Raw genomic sequence first — 15,813 nt, forward strand, 5'->3', positions numbered from 1 at the left:
TAAGGTCAGGCTGAATTGGCGGGTTTTAACATCAAACATTGGTTTGCAGATGGCGCGTTTCGCACCATTATTCGCAATAGCGCCTGGTTAGGCTCCAGTAATGTTGTGAGCGCTTTGCTGGGGCTGTTGGCGCTCTCGTGTGCCGGTAAAGGGATGACGCCCGCCATGTTTGGCGTACTGGTAATTGTGCAATCGTACGCCAAATCGATCAGCGATTTTATTAAGTTTCAGACATGGCAGCTGGTGGTTCAGTACGGAACACCAGCATTAACCAACAATAATCCGCAGCAATTCCGCAATGTCGTCTCATTTTCCTTCTCGCTGGATATCGTCAGCGGCGCGGTGGCGATTGTCGGCGGCATTGCCTTACTCCCTTTTCTTTCCCATTCATTAGGTCTGGATGACCAAAGCTTTTGGCTGGCAGCGCTGTATTGCACGCTCATTCCTTCAATGGCTTCCTCCACGCCGACCGGCATTCTGCGTGCGGTAGATCGCTTCGATCTAATTGCTGTACAGCAAGCGACGAAACCTTTTCTGCGCGCAGCGGGGAGCGTCGTAACCTGGTATTTTGACTTTGGTTTTGCGGGTTTTGTTATTGCCTGGTACGTGTCGAATCTGGTTGGCGGCACCATGTACTGGTGGTTTGCCGCGCGCGAATTACGCCGCAGAAATATCCATAACGCCTTCAAATTGAATCTGTTTGAGTCTGCCCGACACATTAAAGGCGCGTGGAGTTTTGTCTGGTCAACCAACATTGCCCACTCCATCTGGTCGGCGCGTAACTCGTGCAGCACAGTGTTGGTGGGGATCGTGTTAGGACCCGCTGCTGCCGGGTTATTTAAAATCGCCATGACATTCTTCGATGCCGCCGGAACGCCAGCGGGTTTACTGGGCAAAAGTTTTTATCCAGAGGTGATGCGTTTAGATCCACGCACCATCAGACCGTGGTTGTTAGGCGTGAAGTCCGGTTTACTGGCGGGCGGAATCGGTATTCTGGTGGCGCTCGCGGTGTTGATCGTCGGCAAGCCGCTCATTTCGCTGGTGTTTGGCGTTAAGTATCTCGAAGCGTATGACCTGATTCAGGTGATGCTGGGCGCAATTGTGATTTCGATGCTGGGCTTCCCACAGGAGTCATTGCTATTGATGGCGGGAAAACAGCGCGCTTTTCTCGTGGCGCAAACCATCGCCTCAATCGGCTACATCGTATTGCTGTTCATGTTCTGTCATCTGTTTGGCGTGCTGGGGGCTGCATTTGCTTACTTCGGTGGGCAATGTCTGGATGTGGTGCTCTCGCTAATTCCGACCTTAAAGGCATTTTTTCAGCGCCATTCCTTGCTTTATAACTCAACCGGAGAGAAATCCTGATGATGAGAAAATATTTCCCGCTTGAGGCGAGCGAGCGTCTATTTGTTGCGATTGAAGAAGATGATGTCGTTGATGCACAGGTTAGTTTGCCGCCGACTATTGCACTAAGTTGTACCACCGAAATCATTCATGATAATTACGCGTTATGCCTGCAATTCTGGCTCAATGGCGTTGATCGTCAGGAGTTACTGCGTTTAGTTCGCAAACAAGCCAAAGGCGATGAGCTGACTGCTGATGAGCGCAAACAATTTAAATACATGCGAGCGCGCTACAAGCACCTGCGTTTTGCGCAACGGCTGTATTTAAAGAAGCATCAGGCCGGATTTTTATTCGGCAAAACGACCGTTTTTCTGGGGCGTTTTCAGGACGGCTTTCGTAACGGTAAGAAAAATATTGTGTCGTATTACGGCAACCTGTTACGGATTTATTTAAGCTCTCCGGTCTGGTCGTTGGTGAACTATTCATTACGCCATAGCCAGTTAGAAAGCGTAAGCAGTTTTATTGCCTATCGGCAAAAGCAAATGCATACCCTGAAAGAGATTATTGCCAAACCGCGACTAACCGGTAGGGAATTTCATGATGTGCGAAAAATCATCAGCCAGCAGGTTTCTTATTACGACACCTTAAGATCGCTTGATCCTGAAAATAAAGAGGCGTTACAGATATCCCGCTTCCTCGCCGCCATTAATGGCCTGATGGGAGATAAACACGACGACATGGTGGCGGATGATATGGAAAACCGCCAGTCGTATGATGCACCGGTGGCGCTGGATAGCGATATTCGTCAGCGCTTAGAGCTGCTGATTTCGCGTTTTCCGCTATAGCCGGAGCAATGATGTCATCTCGTTTGATTATTGCGTTGATTATCATGCTCTTAGCCCCGGGTGTGCAGGCACACAATTTCGTCACTGGCAAAACGGTTACCCCTGTTTATATCCAGGAAGGCGGCGAGCTGCTTCTGAATAGCGACGACGAAATTCACTACCAAAAGTGGAACAGCACACAATTAGCGGGAAAAGTCCGCATTATTCAGTATATCGCCGGGCGTAAGTCGGCGAAGAAAAAGAACTCACTGTTAATTAAAGCGGTTGAAGCGGCAAACTTTCCGCAGGATCGTTTTCAGCCCACCACCATTGTGAACACCGATGATGCCATCTTTGGTACTGGCTATTTTGTTGTTGGCAAAATCGAAAAAAATAAACGCCGCTATCCGTGGGCGCAATTCGTTATTGACGGCAATGGACAGGGACGCGTTGCCTGGCGCTTGCCGGAGCAGAGTTCAACCATTCTGGTGCTGAATAAAGCCGGGCAAATTCAGTGGGCAAAGGACGGCAGCCTGACGCCGGAAGAGGTAGATCATGTCATTGCGTTGGCGCAGAAACTGATCAATGAATAAAAAACTCAAAGGATTGAGGGCGTTAGTGAGATGAAGCTGGTTGAACACTACATCATGCGTGGTACGCGCCGTCTGGTGCTGATTATCGTCGGTTTTCTGATCTTTATTTTCGCCAGCTACTCCGCACAGCGTTATCTGACCGAAGCGGCAAATGGGACATTAGCTCTTGATGTTGTGCTGGATATCGTTTTCTACAAAGTACTGATTGCACTGGAGATGTTGTTACCTGTTGGTCTGTATGTGTCAGTTGGCGTGACGCTAGGGCAGATGTATACCGACTCGGAAATTACCGCTATCTCTGCGGCGGGGGGCAGTCCGGGACGCTTGTACAAAGCCGTTCTTTATCTGGCGATACCGCTAAGTATTTTTGTCACCCTTCTGTCGATGTATGGTCGTCCGTGGGCTTATGCGCAGATTTATCAACTGGAGCAGCAGTCGCAGTCGGAGCTGGATGTTCGCCAGTTGCGGGCAAAGAAATTTAACACTAACGATAACGGACGAATGATCCTTTCGCAGACGGTTGATCAGGATAATAATCGCCTGACTGACGCGCTGATTTATACTTCTACTGCCAATCGAACCCGCATTTTCCGCGCCCGTTCGGTTGATGTGGTTGACCCATCACCCGAGAAACCGACCGTTATGTTGCACAACGGCACTGCCTATCTTATCGATCATCAGGGGCGTGATGACAACGAACAGATCTACCGTAATCTGCAATTACATCTGAATCCGCTGGATCAAAGCCCTAACGTCAAACGCAAAGCGAAATCGGTCACGGAGCTGGCGCGCTCCGTCTTTCCAGCCGATCATGCCGAACTGCAATGGCGGCAAAGCCGTGGCCTGACCGCATTGTTGATGGCGCTGCTGGCCATTTCATTAAGTCGGGTAAAACCGCGGCAAGGGCGATTTTCAACGTTATTGCCACTGACGTTGCTGTTTATTGCCATTTTTTATGGCGGTGACGTCTGCCGTACGCTGGTGGCTAACGGCGCGATTCCCCTCATTCCTGGTTTGTGGTTAGTACCCGGACTCATGCTAATGGGCCTGCTGATGCTGGTCGCACGCGACTTCTCTTTGCTGCAGAAATTTTCCCGATGAATGTTTTCAGCCGCTATTTAATCCGTCATCTCTTTCTCGGTTTTGCCGCCGCCGCAGGGCTATTGCTGCCGCTTTTTACCACCTTCAACCTGATTAACGAACTGGATGATGTCAGCCCGGGCGGTTATCGCTGGACTCAGGCGGTGCTGGTGGTGCTAATGACCTTACCGCGCACACTGGTCGAACTTTCGCCATTTATCGCCTTATTGGGAGGGATTGTCGGCCTGGGGCAGTTATCGAAAAACAGTGAGCTTACCGCCATTCGCAGCATGGGGTTTTCTATCTTCCGTATTGCACTGGTGGCGCTGGTTGCAGGGATATTGTGGACTGTTTCGTTAGGCGCGATAGATGAGTGGGTAGCGTCGCCATTACAGCAACAGGCGTTGCAAATCAAATCGACCGCCACCGCGTTGGGGGAGGACGATGACATTACCGGCAATATGCTGTGGGCCAGGCGTGGTAATGAATTTGTGACGGTGAAATCGCTGAACGAGCAGGGCCAGCCGGTGGGCGTGGAGATTTTTCATTATCGCGACGATCTCTCGCTCGAATCCTACATTTATGCACGCAGTGCCACCATTGAAGACGACAAAACGTGGATCCTGCATGGTGTGAATCATAAAAAATGGCTGAATGGCAAAGAAACGCTGGAAACATTAGATAATCTTGCCTGGCAATCGGCCTTCACCAGTATGGATCTTGAAGAGTTATCAATGCCGGGCAATACTTTTTCTGTCCGTCAGCTTAATCATTACATCCATTATTTGCAGGAAACCGGGCAACCCAGCAGCGAATACCGCCTTGCACTGTGGGAAAAACTGGGGCAACCCATCCTGACCCTGGCGATGATTTTGCTGGCTGTGCCGTTTACCTTTAGCGCCCCGCGCTCGCCAGGGATGGGTAGCCGTCTCGCTGTAGGTGTCATCGTTGGCTTACTCACCTGGATCAGCTATCAAATCATGGTCAATCTGGGATTGCTATTTGCGTTGAGCGCACCTGTTACCGCGCTCGGTTTACCGATAGCGTTTGTGCTGGTGGCGTTGAGCCTGGTGTATTGGTATGACAGACAACATTAAACCCGCCGTGGCGCAACACCACGGCGGGCTCACATTACTGCTTCAGAGTAGCAAATGCCTGAATGATGGCATCGATTTGCTCACGACTGTGAGCAGCGTTTACGCTACAGCGCAGCAGCGTGATGCCTGCAGGCGCGGCAGGTGGCAGGATAAGATTCACATAAACGCCCAGCGAAATAAGCTCGCGCCAGATGCGTAAACCGTCCTCTTTCGAACCGATTATTACCGGCACTACCGGGCTAATATGTGAACTTAACTCATAACCCAGTTTTTGCAGACCGTCATACAGATGGTTGGCATTATCCATCAGCTTTTGCCGCAGCTCTGGTTGTGTGGCAATAGTTCTTAACGACGAGCGCACGGTCGCAATGCAGGACGGAGAAGGAGAGGCGGTAAAAATATACGGGCGGCTGCCGTAGCGCAGCACTTCCATCGCTTCCGAACCGACAGCAAAACCGCCAATCGAGGCCAGACTTTTACTGAAGGTGCCAACGATAATATCCACATCATCTTCAACGCCGACAGCTTCAGCCAGTCCGCGCCCCGTTGCGCCTAACACGCCAAACGAATGCGCTTCATCGACAATCAAATAACCACCGAGACGACGTTTGATATCAACAATTTCCGCTAACGGCGCAACGTCACCGAGCATGCTGTAGATACCCTCAACGATGATAATCGCCTCTTTCGCCCGTTCACCGAGGCGAACCATGCGCCGTTCCAGATCTTTAGCATCGTTATGGCGGAAACGAATAATTTCCGCGCCACCGAGAGAACAGGCGTCATAAATACTGGCGTGGCTGTCGGCATCCAGTAACACCACGGCGTTATGGTCGGCAAGTGCGCTGATGACGCCTAAATTAGCGGTATAACCGGTTGAAAAAACGATAGCGGTAGGGCGATTGAAAAACTCGGCAATCTCTTTCTCTAACGCCAGGTGCGGCGCATAACTGCCGTTTGCCATACGAGAACCGGTGGTGCCGGTACCTTGGGCCGCTAACGCGGCCTGACCTTCGCTGATGGCATCATGATTAAAGGTTAAACCGAGATAATTATTGGTCCCGGCCAGAATCACTTTTTTATTGCCGATCCGGCCTTCGGTGGCGGAATACACTTCATCAATACAGGTGCCAAACGGTGTTAACCCGTTGTCACTAAATTGCAGGCGCTCGCCAGCAAGGCGCGCATATTTATCGTATAGCCCCATTATTTATTCTCCAGCCATGGAAGTAGAGTTTCCATTAATTGCGCAGGGGTTTTGACATCCAGCAGAATATTAATAGGAATGGAAATATCGAATCTGTCTTCCAGCATCATTAAGAGATCCATCACTTTGATCGACTCCAGGCCAAGATCGTTGACGAGATCGCTGTCGGGCTTAATTTCCACACCGTTTTCGACCAAATCCTGTAAACAGGAAAGGATGTAATCCATTACTATTTCACGATTTACCATAGAAACGTTAACACACCTTTAAACAAGACAATCAAAATAGCCCGTTGCGTAATGCGTGTTCCAGGCTAATCCCGGGAAACCAATTAATATCTTCAGAAATACGGTTATTACTTGCCGACCAGTCGGCGTGGGTTAATTCACGAATTTTCGAGCGGGTCAGCATAGGTTCTTTACCTGCCAGGCGACTCAACGCGGTACTGATATCCGCAAGGCCGGTGAGTACCGGCAGAGGAATGCCAACCATTCGCACGGAACCACAGCGGACATCGGCAACAAGCTGTTGGACACGTTGCCAGTCATAGCCGCCGGCGACGCCATCGCATAATTCATAGGTTTGCGTCTGTACAGTTTCGGCGCTTAACCACTGACCCACTGCTTGCGCGAAATCGGTGACGTGCAGAAAAGAGAGCTGTGTATCTGGCGCACCAAGTCGTGGCAGCAGGCCGCGCAGCATCCAGTCAAACAGCGGTTTTAACTCTTTATCGCCGGGACCATACACGGCTGTCGGGCGAAAAACGCCCAGCGTAATTTCGTCCGCCATTGCTGCCAGTCGTTGCTCGGCGACGTATTTGGATTTTGCATACCAGGAGAGCTCGGGATGGCGCGCCGCCAGCGAAGAGATAAACAGAAAACGTTGGCAAAAGCCGCTCTCTTTTGCTGCTTGCATCAGGCGCAGGCTGCCGTCAACGTTACAGCGGGTGAAAATCTCTTCTTTGTGCCCGCGCACTTGCCCGGCGCAATGGACCACTACGCTGGCTCCGGCAACCAGCTCGCTAAGTGAATGAGTATCTTCCAGCGAACCGCGCACCCAGGTGAGATTATCATTGACGTGAGCGCGGGCAGTACGCGTCAATGCGCGAACGTGAAAGCCGCGGGCGAGCAGGTTATCGATAATATATTTACCGATAAACCCGGTAGCGCCCGTCACCGCGACAGTTTGATTCATGCCAGGGATTCCTGCACATTAAGACTGGCAGCATAAGCCTTCTGATAACGTTTTTTCGCTTCCGCACGGGCAGGCTTGCCGGAGGACGTTCGGGGAATACTGTGGGGCGGCAACAGATCGATAGCCGCGGTCACGCCAAATTCGCTTTGGATCCGTGCCGCCAGCGCGTGGATAAGCTGCCCGCGACGTTCTTCGTCGCTGATCCGACACTGGATCTGCAAAATGATTTTTTCCTGGGCGGTAACAAAAGCAATCGCATCGCCAGAATGAATTTCCGGTTCCTGTTCCGCTATATATTCAATATCCTGCGGCCAGATATTACGGCCACGAATAATAATCAGATCTTTAATGCGTCCGGTGACATACAGATAACCGTCCAGCAGATAACCGAGGTCGCCGGTGTCTAACCAGCCCGTCGCGGCAATCTCGTCTTGCGAAACCTGGTCGCCAAAGTAACCGCTCATCAGACTGGGACCGGAGATGCAAATATGGCCTACCACACGTTCCGCGACCGGCATACCTGCTTCATTGCGGATTTCAATACCATGTTCCGGCAACGCTTTGCCGCAGTTGACGAAAGTCGATACGGCGCGTGTCTCTGCACCCGGCGCGACGGCTTTACCCTGATATTCGAGGATGTCGCGATCCACTTCGTTAACCACAACCCCGGAGGCTTCATCAGAGAAGCTGACAGCCAGCGCATTTTCTGCCAGTCCGTAGCACGGCATGAAAGTTTTATTGTCAAAGTTAACCTGACGGAAACATTCAGCGAATTGATGGAGTTGTTCTGCGGAGATGGGTTCTGCACCAATACCAGCGACGCGCCAGCAGGAAAGATCCAGTTCAGCGAGATCTTTTTCATTCACGCGGCGCTGGCACAATTCATAGCCAAACGGCGGCGCAACGGAAACGGTGCCGCGATTTTTACTGATCAATTTAAGCCATTGCAGAGGACGCATGGCAAAATCCTGAGTGCGCAAATAATCTACTGAAAGCTGCGTGGCGACGGGGGTCAGGAGAAAGCCGACCAGTCCCATATCATGGTAGAAAGGCAGCCAGGAGACGCAGCGGTCGCCAGGGCGTAATTTAATGCCGTCGTGGCTTATAGCACGTAGATTAGCCATCACTTCGCGATGGGTGATAATGACGCCACGGGGAAAACGGGTGCTGCCGGAGGTGTACTGGAGGTAGGCGATATCGTTCGGAACTGGACGCTGGAGCGCAACATCGGCTTCCGGTAATGCCTTAAACCAGGCGTGGCTTAAAACATGTAATTCGGGGTTGTCATGCGTCGCGGCATTGACCAGTGGCAACCACTCATCACCAGTGATAATGGCTGCGGGCTGGCAACTTGCCAGTAAACCCTGCAATTTGGCGCTCCAGGAATCCCGCTGACCAACGCCCATTGGAATCGCCAACGGGACGGCGACTAAGCCGGCATACTGGCAGGCAAAAAAAGCCTCTACGAACTCGCTACTTGTTTCGGCAATCAGTGCCACGCGATCGCCTTTTTTCAGGTTCAGCGATAACAACCGCTTCGCACCAGCTTCGGCACGTGCTTTTAACGTCTGATATTCCAGTTGATCTTCAAGTTGGCAACGTCTGTCATAAAAATTCATTCCGGCGCTACTCAGAGCGGCGTAGTCCAAAGCATCAACAAGCGTTGGAAAATCGGCATAGCGCATAGGTAGGGAATGCGTAAAGATTTTATTAGACATATACACCACGAAAAAATTGGATATCCAAAATAAAATGACAATAATGCGGTGGATTATATAGGCATAAAAGATAAATGAGATAGTATTTTCATCAGTGTGAAAATGAACATTGATTTAAATAATGAGTTTGAGTTTTTTTGTTTTTATTGTGAATGATATTTAATTTATGAATATATTAAGAAGAAGCCTTGTCCGGTCGCCTTAAATCGACAAAAGGCATTGTGGCGCTTCTGTGTAGTCTCTGACCTTATCGTAATCATTAATAAATACTATTTATTCGTCGTTTGTATTCATTGGGTTGATTATTAAGGTGCCGTTCGTTGCTGTTGCAACCTGTTTGTCACCGTTAATTATTTGTTACCCACAGAACAGAACTATGGAATGCGATCTGCTGATGATTAAAATTGAAAAAGTAATTAATAAAAATGACCTTAAGGCATTTATCGCTTTTCCGTCATCACTTTATCCCGACGATCCAAACTGGATACCCCCTTTATTCATTGAACGCAACGAGCATTTGTCTGCGAAAAATCCGGGGACGGACCATATCATCTGGCAGGCGTGGGTGGCAAAAAAAGCGGGGCAGATAGTTGGGCGTATTACCGCGCAAATAGATACCTTGCACCGCGAGCGTTACGGCAAAGATACCGGTCATTTCGGCATGATTGACGCCATTGATGATCCGCAGGTTTTTGCCGCGTTGTTTGGCGCAGCGGAAGCGTGGTTGAAGTCACAAGGTGCAAGTAAGATCAGCGGTCCTTTCAGCCTGAATATCAATCAGGAAAGCGGATTACTGATTGAAGGTTTTGACACACCACCCTGTGCGATGATGCCACACGGCAAACCGTGGTATGCCGCGCATATTGAACAACTGGGTTATCACAAAGGCATTGATTTACTGGCGTGGTGGATGCAGCGAACCGATCTCACTTTCTCTCCGGCGCTAAAAAAACTGATGGATCAGGTGCGCAAAAAGGTGACCATTCGCTGCATCAATCGTCAGCGGTTTGCCGAAGAGATGCAGATCCTGCGTGAGATTTTCAACTCTGGCTGGCAGCACAACTGGGGATTTGTGCCGTTTACCGAACATGAATTCGCGACCATGGGCGATCAACTTAAATATCTGGTGCCGGACGATATGATCTATATCGCTGAGATTGATTCTGCACCCTGCGCGTTTATTGTCGGCTTGCCGAACATCAACGAGGCGATTGCCGATCTGAACGGATCGCTCTTTCCCTTCGGCTGGGCAAAATTGCTGTGGCGTTTGAAAGTCAGCGGTGTGCGAACTGCGCGAGTACCGCTGATGGGCGTGCGCGACGAGTATCAGTTCAGCCGCATCGGCCCGGTGATTGCGCTGTTATTGATTGAAGCCTTACGCGATCCGTTTGCCCGCCGGAAGATCGATGCGCTGGAGATGTCATGGATCCTCGAAACCAATACAGGCATGAATAACATGCTGGAACGCATTGGGGCGGAGCCGTACAAGCGTTACCGATTGTATGAAAAGCAGATTTAATACCAGCTAACTCAGGTTCATCTCCAGCGGCACCGCCGAGCGAATCAAATGGTGGCCTTCCAGCTCGATATCGTGGAGATTCTTTTTCACGGTCCGCACATGATCGCGTGCTGCGCGCTGGGCGACGTGCGGCAGCCGCTGCAACACCGCGTTGTAGATCCGCGCATGCTGGCGATCGATCTGCTTTTTTTGCTGTGGTCGATGGTAGAGATTATTTACGCTGGCAAACACTGAATTAAACATCAGATCGGTCAATGATTGCAGCGTAAACACCAGCACCTGATTGTGAGAAGCCTGACAAATGGCGAGATGGAAAGCGTGATCCAACTGCGCATGTTCGATCAGCGAAATCTCTTTGTTGTTCTCACTGGCGGCGAGCATTTTTTCATAACAGCGGGTTATCACAACAAAATCAGCCTGCGTTCCCAGCGTTGCCGCCAGCCTTGCCGATTCGCCCTCCAGTAATGCGCGAACGTCGAGCAGATCGTACAGCGTTCGCGGCTGCGTACTGAACAGATGGATCAGCGGGCTGGTGTCCTGCACCCGATTAAGCCGTGCGACACGAGAATCGCGACCCTGCGCCGTTTCAATAATCCCGCGCCCGCGCAGCACGGTCAGCCCTTCACGCAGTGCGGAGCGTGAGAAGCCGAGCTTTTCACACAGTCGACGTTCCGAGGGAAGCGGCTGACCGACCTTCAGTACGCCGTCGATAATTAACCGTTCGATACTCTCTGCAACCACTTCGCAAATAGGGCGACGTTCATCTTTCATTCCCGGACCTCGTGCACAGGTAGGACCAATTTTTCTGTTCTTAACTCGCAAAACACGCACATCACGTAAGTGATTATGTTACATCAATTTAACATTGAGTTAACCAAGACAAGGTCACAGAGCTGGAAAAAAAATGGTCTGACCGGTAGCTAAAGAGATAGACGAAAACGAAAAGCCCGCTTAATAACTGTTCACAGAAGCAGCGCGCAAAAATCAGCTGCCACACAACACAACAAAGCGAAGCCTACTCATGAGCATCTTGTACGAAGAGCGTCTTGATGGCGCTTTACCCGATGTCGACCGCACATCGGTACTGATGGCACTGCGTGAGCATGTCCCTGGACTTGAGATCCTGCATACCGATGAGGAGATCATTCCTTACGAGTGTGACGGGTTGAGCGCGTATCGCACGCGTCCATTACTGGTTGTTCTGCCTAAGCAAATGGAACAGGTGACAGCGATTCTGGCTGTCTGCCATCGCCTGCGTGTACCGGTGGTGACCCGTGGTGCAGGCACCGGGCTTTCTGGTGGCGCGCTGCCGCTGGAAAAAGGTGTGTTGTTGGTGATGGCGCGCTTTAAAGAGATCCTCGACATTAACCCCGTTGGTCGCCGCGCGCGCGTGCAGCCAGGCGTGCGTAACCTGGCGATCTCCCAGGCCGTTGCACCGCATAATCTCTACTACGCACCGGACCCTTCCTCACAAATCGCCTGTTCCATTGGCGGCAATGTGGCTGAAAATGCCGGCGGCGTCCACTGCCTGAAATATGGTCTGACCGTACATAACCTGCTGAAAATTGAAGTGCAAACGCTGGACGGCGAGGCACTGACGCTTGGATCGGACGCGCTGGATTCACCTGGTTTTGACCTGCTGGCGCTGTTCACCGGATCGGAAGGTATGCTCGGCGTGACCACCGAAGTGACGGTAAAACTGCTGCCGAAGCCGCCCGTGGCGCGGGTTCTGTTAGCCAGCTTTGACTCGGTAGAAAAAGCCGGACTTGCGGTTGGTGACATCATCGCCAATGGCATTATCCCCGGCGGGCTGGAGATGATGGATAACCTGTCGATCCGCGCGGCGGAAGATTTTATTCATGCCGGTTATCCCGTCGACGCCGAAGCGATTTTGTTATGCGAGCTGGACGGCGTGGAGTCTGACGTACAGGAAGACTGCGAGCGGGTTAACGACATCTTGTTGAAAGCGGGCGCGACTGACGTCCGTCTGGCACAGGACGAAGCAGAGCGCGTACGTTTCTGGGCCGGTCGCAAAAATGCGTTCCCGGCGGTAGGACGTATCTCCCCGGATTACTACTGCATGGATGGCACCATCCCGCGTCGCGCCCTGCCTGGCGTACTGGAAGGCATTGCCCGTTTATCGCAGCAATATGATTTACGTGTTGCCAACGTCTTTCATGCCGGAGACGGCAACATGCACCCGTTAATCCTTTTCGATGCCAACGAACCCGGTGAATTTGCCCGCGCGGAAGAACTGGGCGGGAAGATCCTCGAACTCTGCGTTGAAGTTGGCGGCAGCATCAGTGGGGAACATGGCATCGGGCGCGAAAAAATCAATCAAATGTGCGCCCAGTTCAACAGCGATGAAATCACGACCTTCCATGCGGTCAAGGCGGCGTTTGACCCCGATGGTTTGCTGAACCCAGGAAAAAACATTCCCACGCTACACCGCTGTGCTGAATTTGGTGCCATGCATGTGCATCACGGTCATTTACCTTTTCCTGAACTGGAGCGTTTCTGATGCTACGCGAGTGTGATTACAGCCAGGCGCTGCTGGAGCAGGTGAATCAGGCGATTAGCGATAAAACGCCGCTGGTGATTCAGGGCAGCAATAGCAAAGCCTTTTTAGGTCGCCCTGTCACCGGGCAAACGCTGGATGTGCGTTGTCATCGCGGCATTGTTAATTACGACCCGACCGAGCTGGTGATAACCGCGCGTGCCGGAACGCCGCTGGTGGCGATTGAAGCAGCGCTGGAGAGCGCCGGGCAAATGCTCCCCTGCGAGCCGCCGCATTATGGTGAAGAAGCCACCTGGGGCGGGATGGTCGCTTGCGGGCTGGCGGGGCCGCGTCGCCCGTGGAGTGGTTCGGTCCGCGATTTTGTCCTCGGCACGCGCATCATTACCGGCACTGGAAAACATCTGCGTTTTGGTGGCGAAGTGATGAAAAACGTTGCCGGATACGATCTCTCACGGTTAATGGCCGGAAGCTACGGTTGTCTTGGCGTGCTCACTGAAATCTCGATGAAAGTGTTACCGCGACCGCGCGCCTCCCTGAGCCTGCGTCGGGAAATCAGCCTGCAAGAAGCCATGAATGAAATCGCCCAGTGGCAACTCCAGCCGCTACCCATTAGTGGCTTATGTTACTTCGACAATGCGTTGTGGATCCGCCTTGAGGGCGGCGAAGGATCGGTAAAAGCAGCGCGTGAACTGCTGGGTGGCGAAGAGGTTGCAGGTCAGTTCTGGCAGCAATTGCGTGAACAACAACTGCCGTTCTTCTCGTTACCAGGTACCTCATGGCGCATTTCATTACCCAGTGATGCGCCGATGATGGATTTACCCGGCGAGCAACTGATCGACTGGGGCGGGGCGTTACGCTGGCTGAAATCGACAGCCGATGATAATCAAATCCATCGCATCGCCCGCAACGCGGGCGGTCATGCGACCCGCTTTAGTGCCGGAGACGGTGGCTTTGCCCCGCTACCGGCACCTTTATTCCGCTATCACCAGCAGCTTAAACAGCAGCTCGATCCTTGCGGCGTGTTTAACCCCGGTCGCATGTACGCGGAACTTTGAGGAGCAGGCTATGCAAACCCGATTAACAGAAGAGATGCGGCAGAACGCGCGCGCGCTGGAAGCCGACAGCATCCTGCGCGCCTGTGTTCACTGCGGATTTTGTACCGCAACCTGCCCAACCTATCAGCTTCTGGGCGATGAACTGGACGGGCCGCGCGGGCGCATCTATCTGATTAAACAGGTGCTGGAAGGTAACGAAGTCACGCTTAAAACACAGGAGCATCTCGATCGCTGTCTCACTTGCCGCAATTGTGAAACCACCTGTCCTTCTGGTGTGCGTTATCACAATTTGCTGGATATCGGGCGTGATATTGTCGAGCAGAAAGTGAAACGCCCACTGCCGGAGCGAATGCTGCGCGAAGGATTGCGCCAGGTAGTGCCGCGTCCGGCGGTCTTCCGTGCGCTGACGCAGGTAGGGCTGGTGCTGCGACCGTTTTTACCGGAACAGGTCAGAGCAAAACTGCCTGCTGAAACCGTGAAAGCTAAACCGCGTCCACCACTGCGCCATAAGCGTCGGGTTTTAATGCTGGAAGGCTGCGCCCAGCCTACGCTTTCGCCCAACACCAACGCGGCAACTGCGCGAGTGCTGGATCGTCTGGGGATCAGCGTCATGCCAGCTAACGAAGCAGGCTGTTGTGGCGCGGTGGACTATCATCTTAATGCGCAAGAGAAAGGGTTAGCGCGGGCGCGCAATAATATTGATGCCTGGTGGCCCGCGATTGAAGCAGGTGCCGAGGCAATTTTGCAAACCGCCAGCGGTTGTGGCGCGTTTGTCAAAGAGTATGGGCAGATGCTGAAAAACGATGCGTTGTATGCCGATAAAGCGCGTCTGGTCAGTGAACTGGCGGTCGATTTAGTCGAACTTCTGCGCGAGGAACCGCTGGAAAAACTGGCAATTCGCGGCGATAAAAAACTGGCCTTCCACTGCCCGTGTACCCTACAACATGCGCAAAAGCTGAACGGCGAAGTGGAAAAAGTGTTGCTTCGTCTTGGATTTACCTTAACGGACGTTCCCGACAGCCATCTGTGCTGCGGTTCAGCGGGAACATATGCGTTAACGCATCCCGATCTGGCACGCCAGCTGCGGGATAACAAAATGAATGCGCTGGAAAGCGGCAAACCGGAAATGATCGTCACCGCCAACATTGGTTGCCAGACGCATCTGGCGAGCGCCGGTCGTACCTCTGTGCGTCACTGGATTGAAATTGTAGAACAAGCCCTTGAAAAGGAATAACAAAATGAAAACTAAAGTCATTCTTAGCCAGCAAATGGCGAGTGCAATTATTGCCGCAGGTCAGGAAGAGGCGCAGAAAAATAACTGGTCTGTTTCCATTGCTGTTGCCGATGACGGCGGTCATCTGCTGGCGTTAAGTCGCATGGACGATTGCGCGCCGATTGCGGCTTACATCTCCCAGGAGAAAGCGCGTACCGCCGCGCTGGGGCGTCGTGAAACTAAGGGCTATGAAGAGATGGTGAACAACGGACGTACCGCGTTCGTGACTGCGCCGTTACTGACGTCGCTGGAAGGTGGCGTACCGGTTGTTGTGGATGGGCAAATTATTGGTGCCGTGGGCGTTTCTGGTTTAACCGGAGCACAGGATGCGCAGGTCGCGAAAGCGGCAGCAGCGGTGTTGGCGAAATAAGCGAAAACGAGGAGATAAACA

General features: G+C 52.1%; 15 protein-coding genes. 10 read left to right on the top strand and 5 right to left on the bottom strand.

Annotated elements, in window-relative coordinates:
* Positions 1 to 15 precede the first annotated feature (15 nt).
* From HBM92_RS03785 to lptG, 5 genes are read left to right on the top strand one after another with little or no spacing between them, the layout of a single operon-like run.
* Positions 16 to 1,365: a lipopolysaccharide biosynthesis protein gene (locus HBM92_RS03785; RefSeq protein WP_000896898.1), complete on the top strand. Its 1,350-nt coding sequence runs from the start codon at positions 16 to 18 to the stop codon at positions 1,363 to 1,365.
* Positions 1,365 to 2,189 (top strand): hypothetical protein, encoded by an 825-nt coding sequence (locus HBM92_RS03790; RefSeq protein ID WP_000984978.1) that lies wholly within the window; start codon positions 1,365 to 1,367, stop codon positions 2,187 to 2,189. Before HBM92_RS03785 ends, HBM92_RS03790 begins: the two co-directional genes overlap by 1 nt.
* 11 nt (positions 2,190 to 2,200) lie before the next feature.
* Positions 2,201 to 2,761: a YtfJ family protein gene (locus HBM92_RS03795; protein WP_001298770.1), complete on the top strand. Its 561-nt coding sequence runs from the start codon at positions 2,201 to 2,203 to the stop codon at positions 2,759 to 2,761.
* 30 nt (positions 2,762 to 2,791) lie between these two features.
* Entirely contained in the window at positions 2,792 to 3,862 is a 1,071-nt protein-coding gene (gene lptF, locus HBM92_RS03800; RefSeq protein WP_000779636.1) for an LPS export ABC transporter permease LptF, read from the top strand.
* Positions 3,859 to 4,938: an LPS export ABC transporter permease LptG gene (gene lptG / locus HBM92_RS03805; protein ID WP_001318997.1), complete on the top strand. Its 1,080-nt coding sequence runs from the start codon at positions 3,859 to 3,861 to the stop codon at positions 4,936 to 4,938. The genes lptF and lptG overlap by 4 nt, the downstream gene beginning before the upstream one ends.
* Before the next feature lie 34 nt (positions 4,939 to 4,972).
* Here the strand turns inward: lptG and spt are convergent, their stop codons facing one another.
* The 4 genes from spt to HBM92_RS03825 are packed head-to-tail and all read right to left on the bottom strand — an operon-like array spanning position 4,973 to position 9,024.
* A complete protein-coding gene (spt, locus tag HBM92_RS03810; protein ID WP_000524970.1) occupies positions 4,973 to 6,145 on the bottom strand; it encodes a serine palmitoyltransferase in 1,173 nt (390 codons plus the stop codon).
* The gene (locus HBM92_RS03815; RefSeq protein ID WP_000248097.1) at positions 6,145 to 6,393 is read right to left on the bottom strand and encodes an acyl carrier protein; all 249 of its coding nucleotides are present in this window, start codon (positions 6,391 to 6,393) and stop codon (positions 6,145 to 6,147) included. The genes spt and HBM92_RS03815 overlap by 1 nt, the downstream gene beginning before the upstream one ends.
* Positions 6,394 to 6,424: 31 nt before the next feature.
* Positions 6,425 to 7,339 carry an NAD-dependent epimerase/dehydratase family protein gene (locus tag HBM92_RS03820; RefSeq protein ID WP_001077168.1) on the bottom strand — a complete coding sequence of 305 codons (915 nt, stop codon included), beginning with the start codon at positions 7,337 to 7,339 and terminating at the stop codon, positions 6,425 to 6,427.
* Positions 7,336 to 9,024, bottom strand: a complete 1,689-nt coding sequence (locus HBM92_RS03825; RefSeq protein WP_001326490.1) for a fatty acyl-AMP ligase — start codon at positions 9,022 to 9,024, stop codon at positions 7,336 to 7,338. Before HBM92_RS03825 ends, HBM92_RS03820 begins: the two co-directional genes overlap by 4 nt.
* A gap of 409 nt (positions 9,025 to 9,433) precedes the next feature.
* On the opposite strand from HBM92_RS03825, the gene yghO reads away from it, so the two are divergent.
* Positions 9,434 to 10,576 (top strand): protein YghO, encoded by a 1,143-nt coding sequence (yghO, locus tag HBM92_RS03830; RefSeq protein ID WP_001300526.1) that lies wholly within the window; start codon positions 9,434 to 9,436, stop codon positions 10,574 to 10,576.
* 6 nt (positions 10,577 to 10,582) lie between these two features.
* Here the strand turns inward: yghO and glcC are convergent, their stop codons facing one another.
* On the bottom strand, positions 10,583 to 11,347 hold the full coding sequence (glcC, locus tag HBM92_RS03835; protein WP_001297764.1) for a transcriptional regulator GlcC: 765 nt from the start codon (positions 11,345 to 11,347) through the stop codon (positions 10,583 to 10,585).
* A 250-nt stretch (positions 11,348 to 11,597) separates the two neighbouring features.
* Here glcC and glcD point away from each other — a divergent pair, with 250 nt between their 5' ends.
* From glcD to HBM92_RS03855, 4 genes are read left to right on the top strand one after another with little or no spacing between them, the layout of a single operon-like run.
* Positions 11,598 to 13,097 carry a glycolate oxidase subunit GlcD gene (glcD, locus tag HBM92_RS03840; protein WP_000026117.1) on the top strand — a complete coding sequence of 500 codons (1,500 nt, stop codon included), beginning with the start codon at positions 11,598 to 11,600 and terminating at the stop codon, positions 13,095 to 13,097.
* On the top strand, positions 13,097 to 14,149 hold the full coding sequence (glcE, locus tag HBM92_RS03845; protein ID WP_000943077.1) for a glycolate oxidase subunit GlcE: 1,053 nt from the start codon (positions 13,097 to 13,099) through the stop codon (positions 14,147 to 14,149). The genes glcD and glcE overlap by 1 nt, the downstream gene beginning before the upstream one ends.
* A 10-nt stretch (positions 14,150 to 14,159) precedes the next feature.
* Entirely contained in the window at positions 14,160 to 15,383 is a 1,224-nt protein-coding gene (gene glcF / locus HBM92_RS03850) for a glycolate oxidase subunit GlcF (RefSeq protein ID WP_001194816.1), read from the top strand.
* A 4-nt stretch (positions 15,384 to 15,387) separates the two neighbouring features.
* Complete coding sequence (locus HBM92_RS03855) at positions 15,388 to 15,792, top strand: GlcG family protein (RefSeq protein ID WP_000853256.1); 405 nt, start codon at positions 15,388 to 15,390, stop codon at positions 15,790 to 15,792.
* Positions 15,793 to 15,813: the final 21 nt, after the last annotated feature.

Source organism: Escherichia sp. E.sYA108, from assembly GCF_011754335.1.
Lineage (GTDB): Bacteria > Pseudomonadota > Gammaproteobacteria > Enterobacterales > Enterobacteriaceae > Escherichia > Escherichia coli.

Excerpts from the sequence above, each read along its gene's own strand:
- HBM92_RS03790 (WP_000984978.1), top strand. The coding sequence starts at position 1,365 with ATGATGAGAAAATATTTCCCGCTTGAGGCGAGCGAGCGTCTATTTGTT.
- HBM92_RS03795 (WP_001298770.1), top strand. The coding sequence starts at position 2,201 with ATGTCATCTCGTTTGATTATTGCGTTGATTATCATGCTCTTAGCCCCG.
- lptF (WP_000779636.1), top strand. The coding sequence starts at position 2,792 with ATGAAGCTGGTTGAACACTACATCATGCGTGGTACGCGCCGTCTGGTG.
- lptG (WP_001318997.1), top strand. The coding sequence starts at position 3,859 with ATGAATGTTTTCAGCCGCTATTTAATCCGTCATCTCTTTCTCGGTTTT.
- spt (WP_000524970.1), bottom strand. The coding sequence starts at position 6,145 with ATGGGGCTATACGATAAATATGCGCGCCTTGCTGGCGAGCGCCTGCAA.
- HBM92_RS03815 (WP_000248097.1), bottom strand. The coding sequence starts at position 6,393 with ATGGTAAATCGTGAAATAGTAATGGATTACATCCTTTCCTGTTTACAG.
- HBM92_RS03820 (WP_001077168.1), bottom strand. The coding sequence starts at position 7,339 with ATGAATCAAACTGTCGCGGTGACGGGCGCTACCGGGTTTATCGGTAAA.
- HBM92_RS03825 (WP_001326490.1), bottom strand. The coding sequence starts at position 9,024 with ATGCGCTATGCCGATTTTCCAACGCTTGTTGATGCTTTGGACTACGCC.
- yghO (WP_001300526.1), top strand. The coding sequence starts at position 9,434 with ATGGAATGCGATCTGCTGATGATTAAAATTGAAAAAGTAATTAATAAA.
- glcC (WP_001297764.1), bottom strand. The coding sequence starts at position 11,347 with ATGAAAGATGAACGTCGCCCTATTTGCGAAGTGGTTGCAGAGAGTATC.
- glcD (WP_000026117.1), top strand. The coding sequence starts at position 11,598 with ATGAGCATCTTGTACGAAGAGCGTCTTGATGGCGCTTTACCCGATGTC.
- glcE (WP_000943077.1), top strand. The coding sequence starts at position 13,097 with ATGCTACGCGAGTGTGATTACAGCCAGGCGCTGCTGGAGCAGGTGAAT.
- glcF (WP_001194816.1), top strand. The coding sequence starts at position 14,160 with ATGCAAACCCGATTAACAGAAGAGATGCGGCAGAACGCGCGCGCGCTG.
- HBM92_RS03855 (WP_000853256.1), top strand. The coding sequence starts at position 15,388 with ATGAAAACTAAAGTCATTCTTAGCCAGCAAATGGCGAGTGCAATTATT.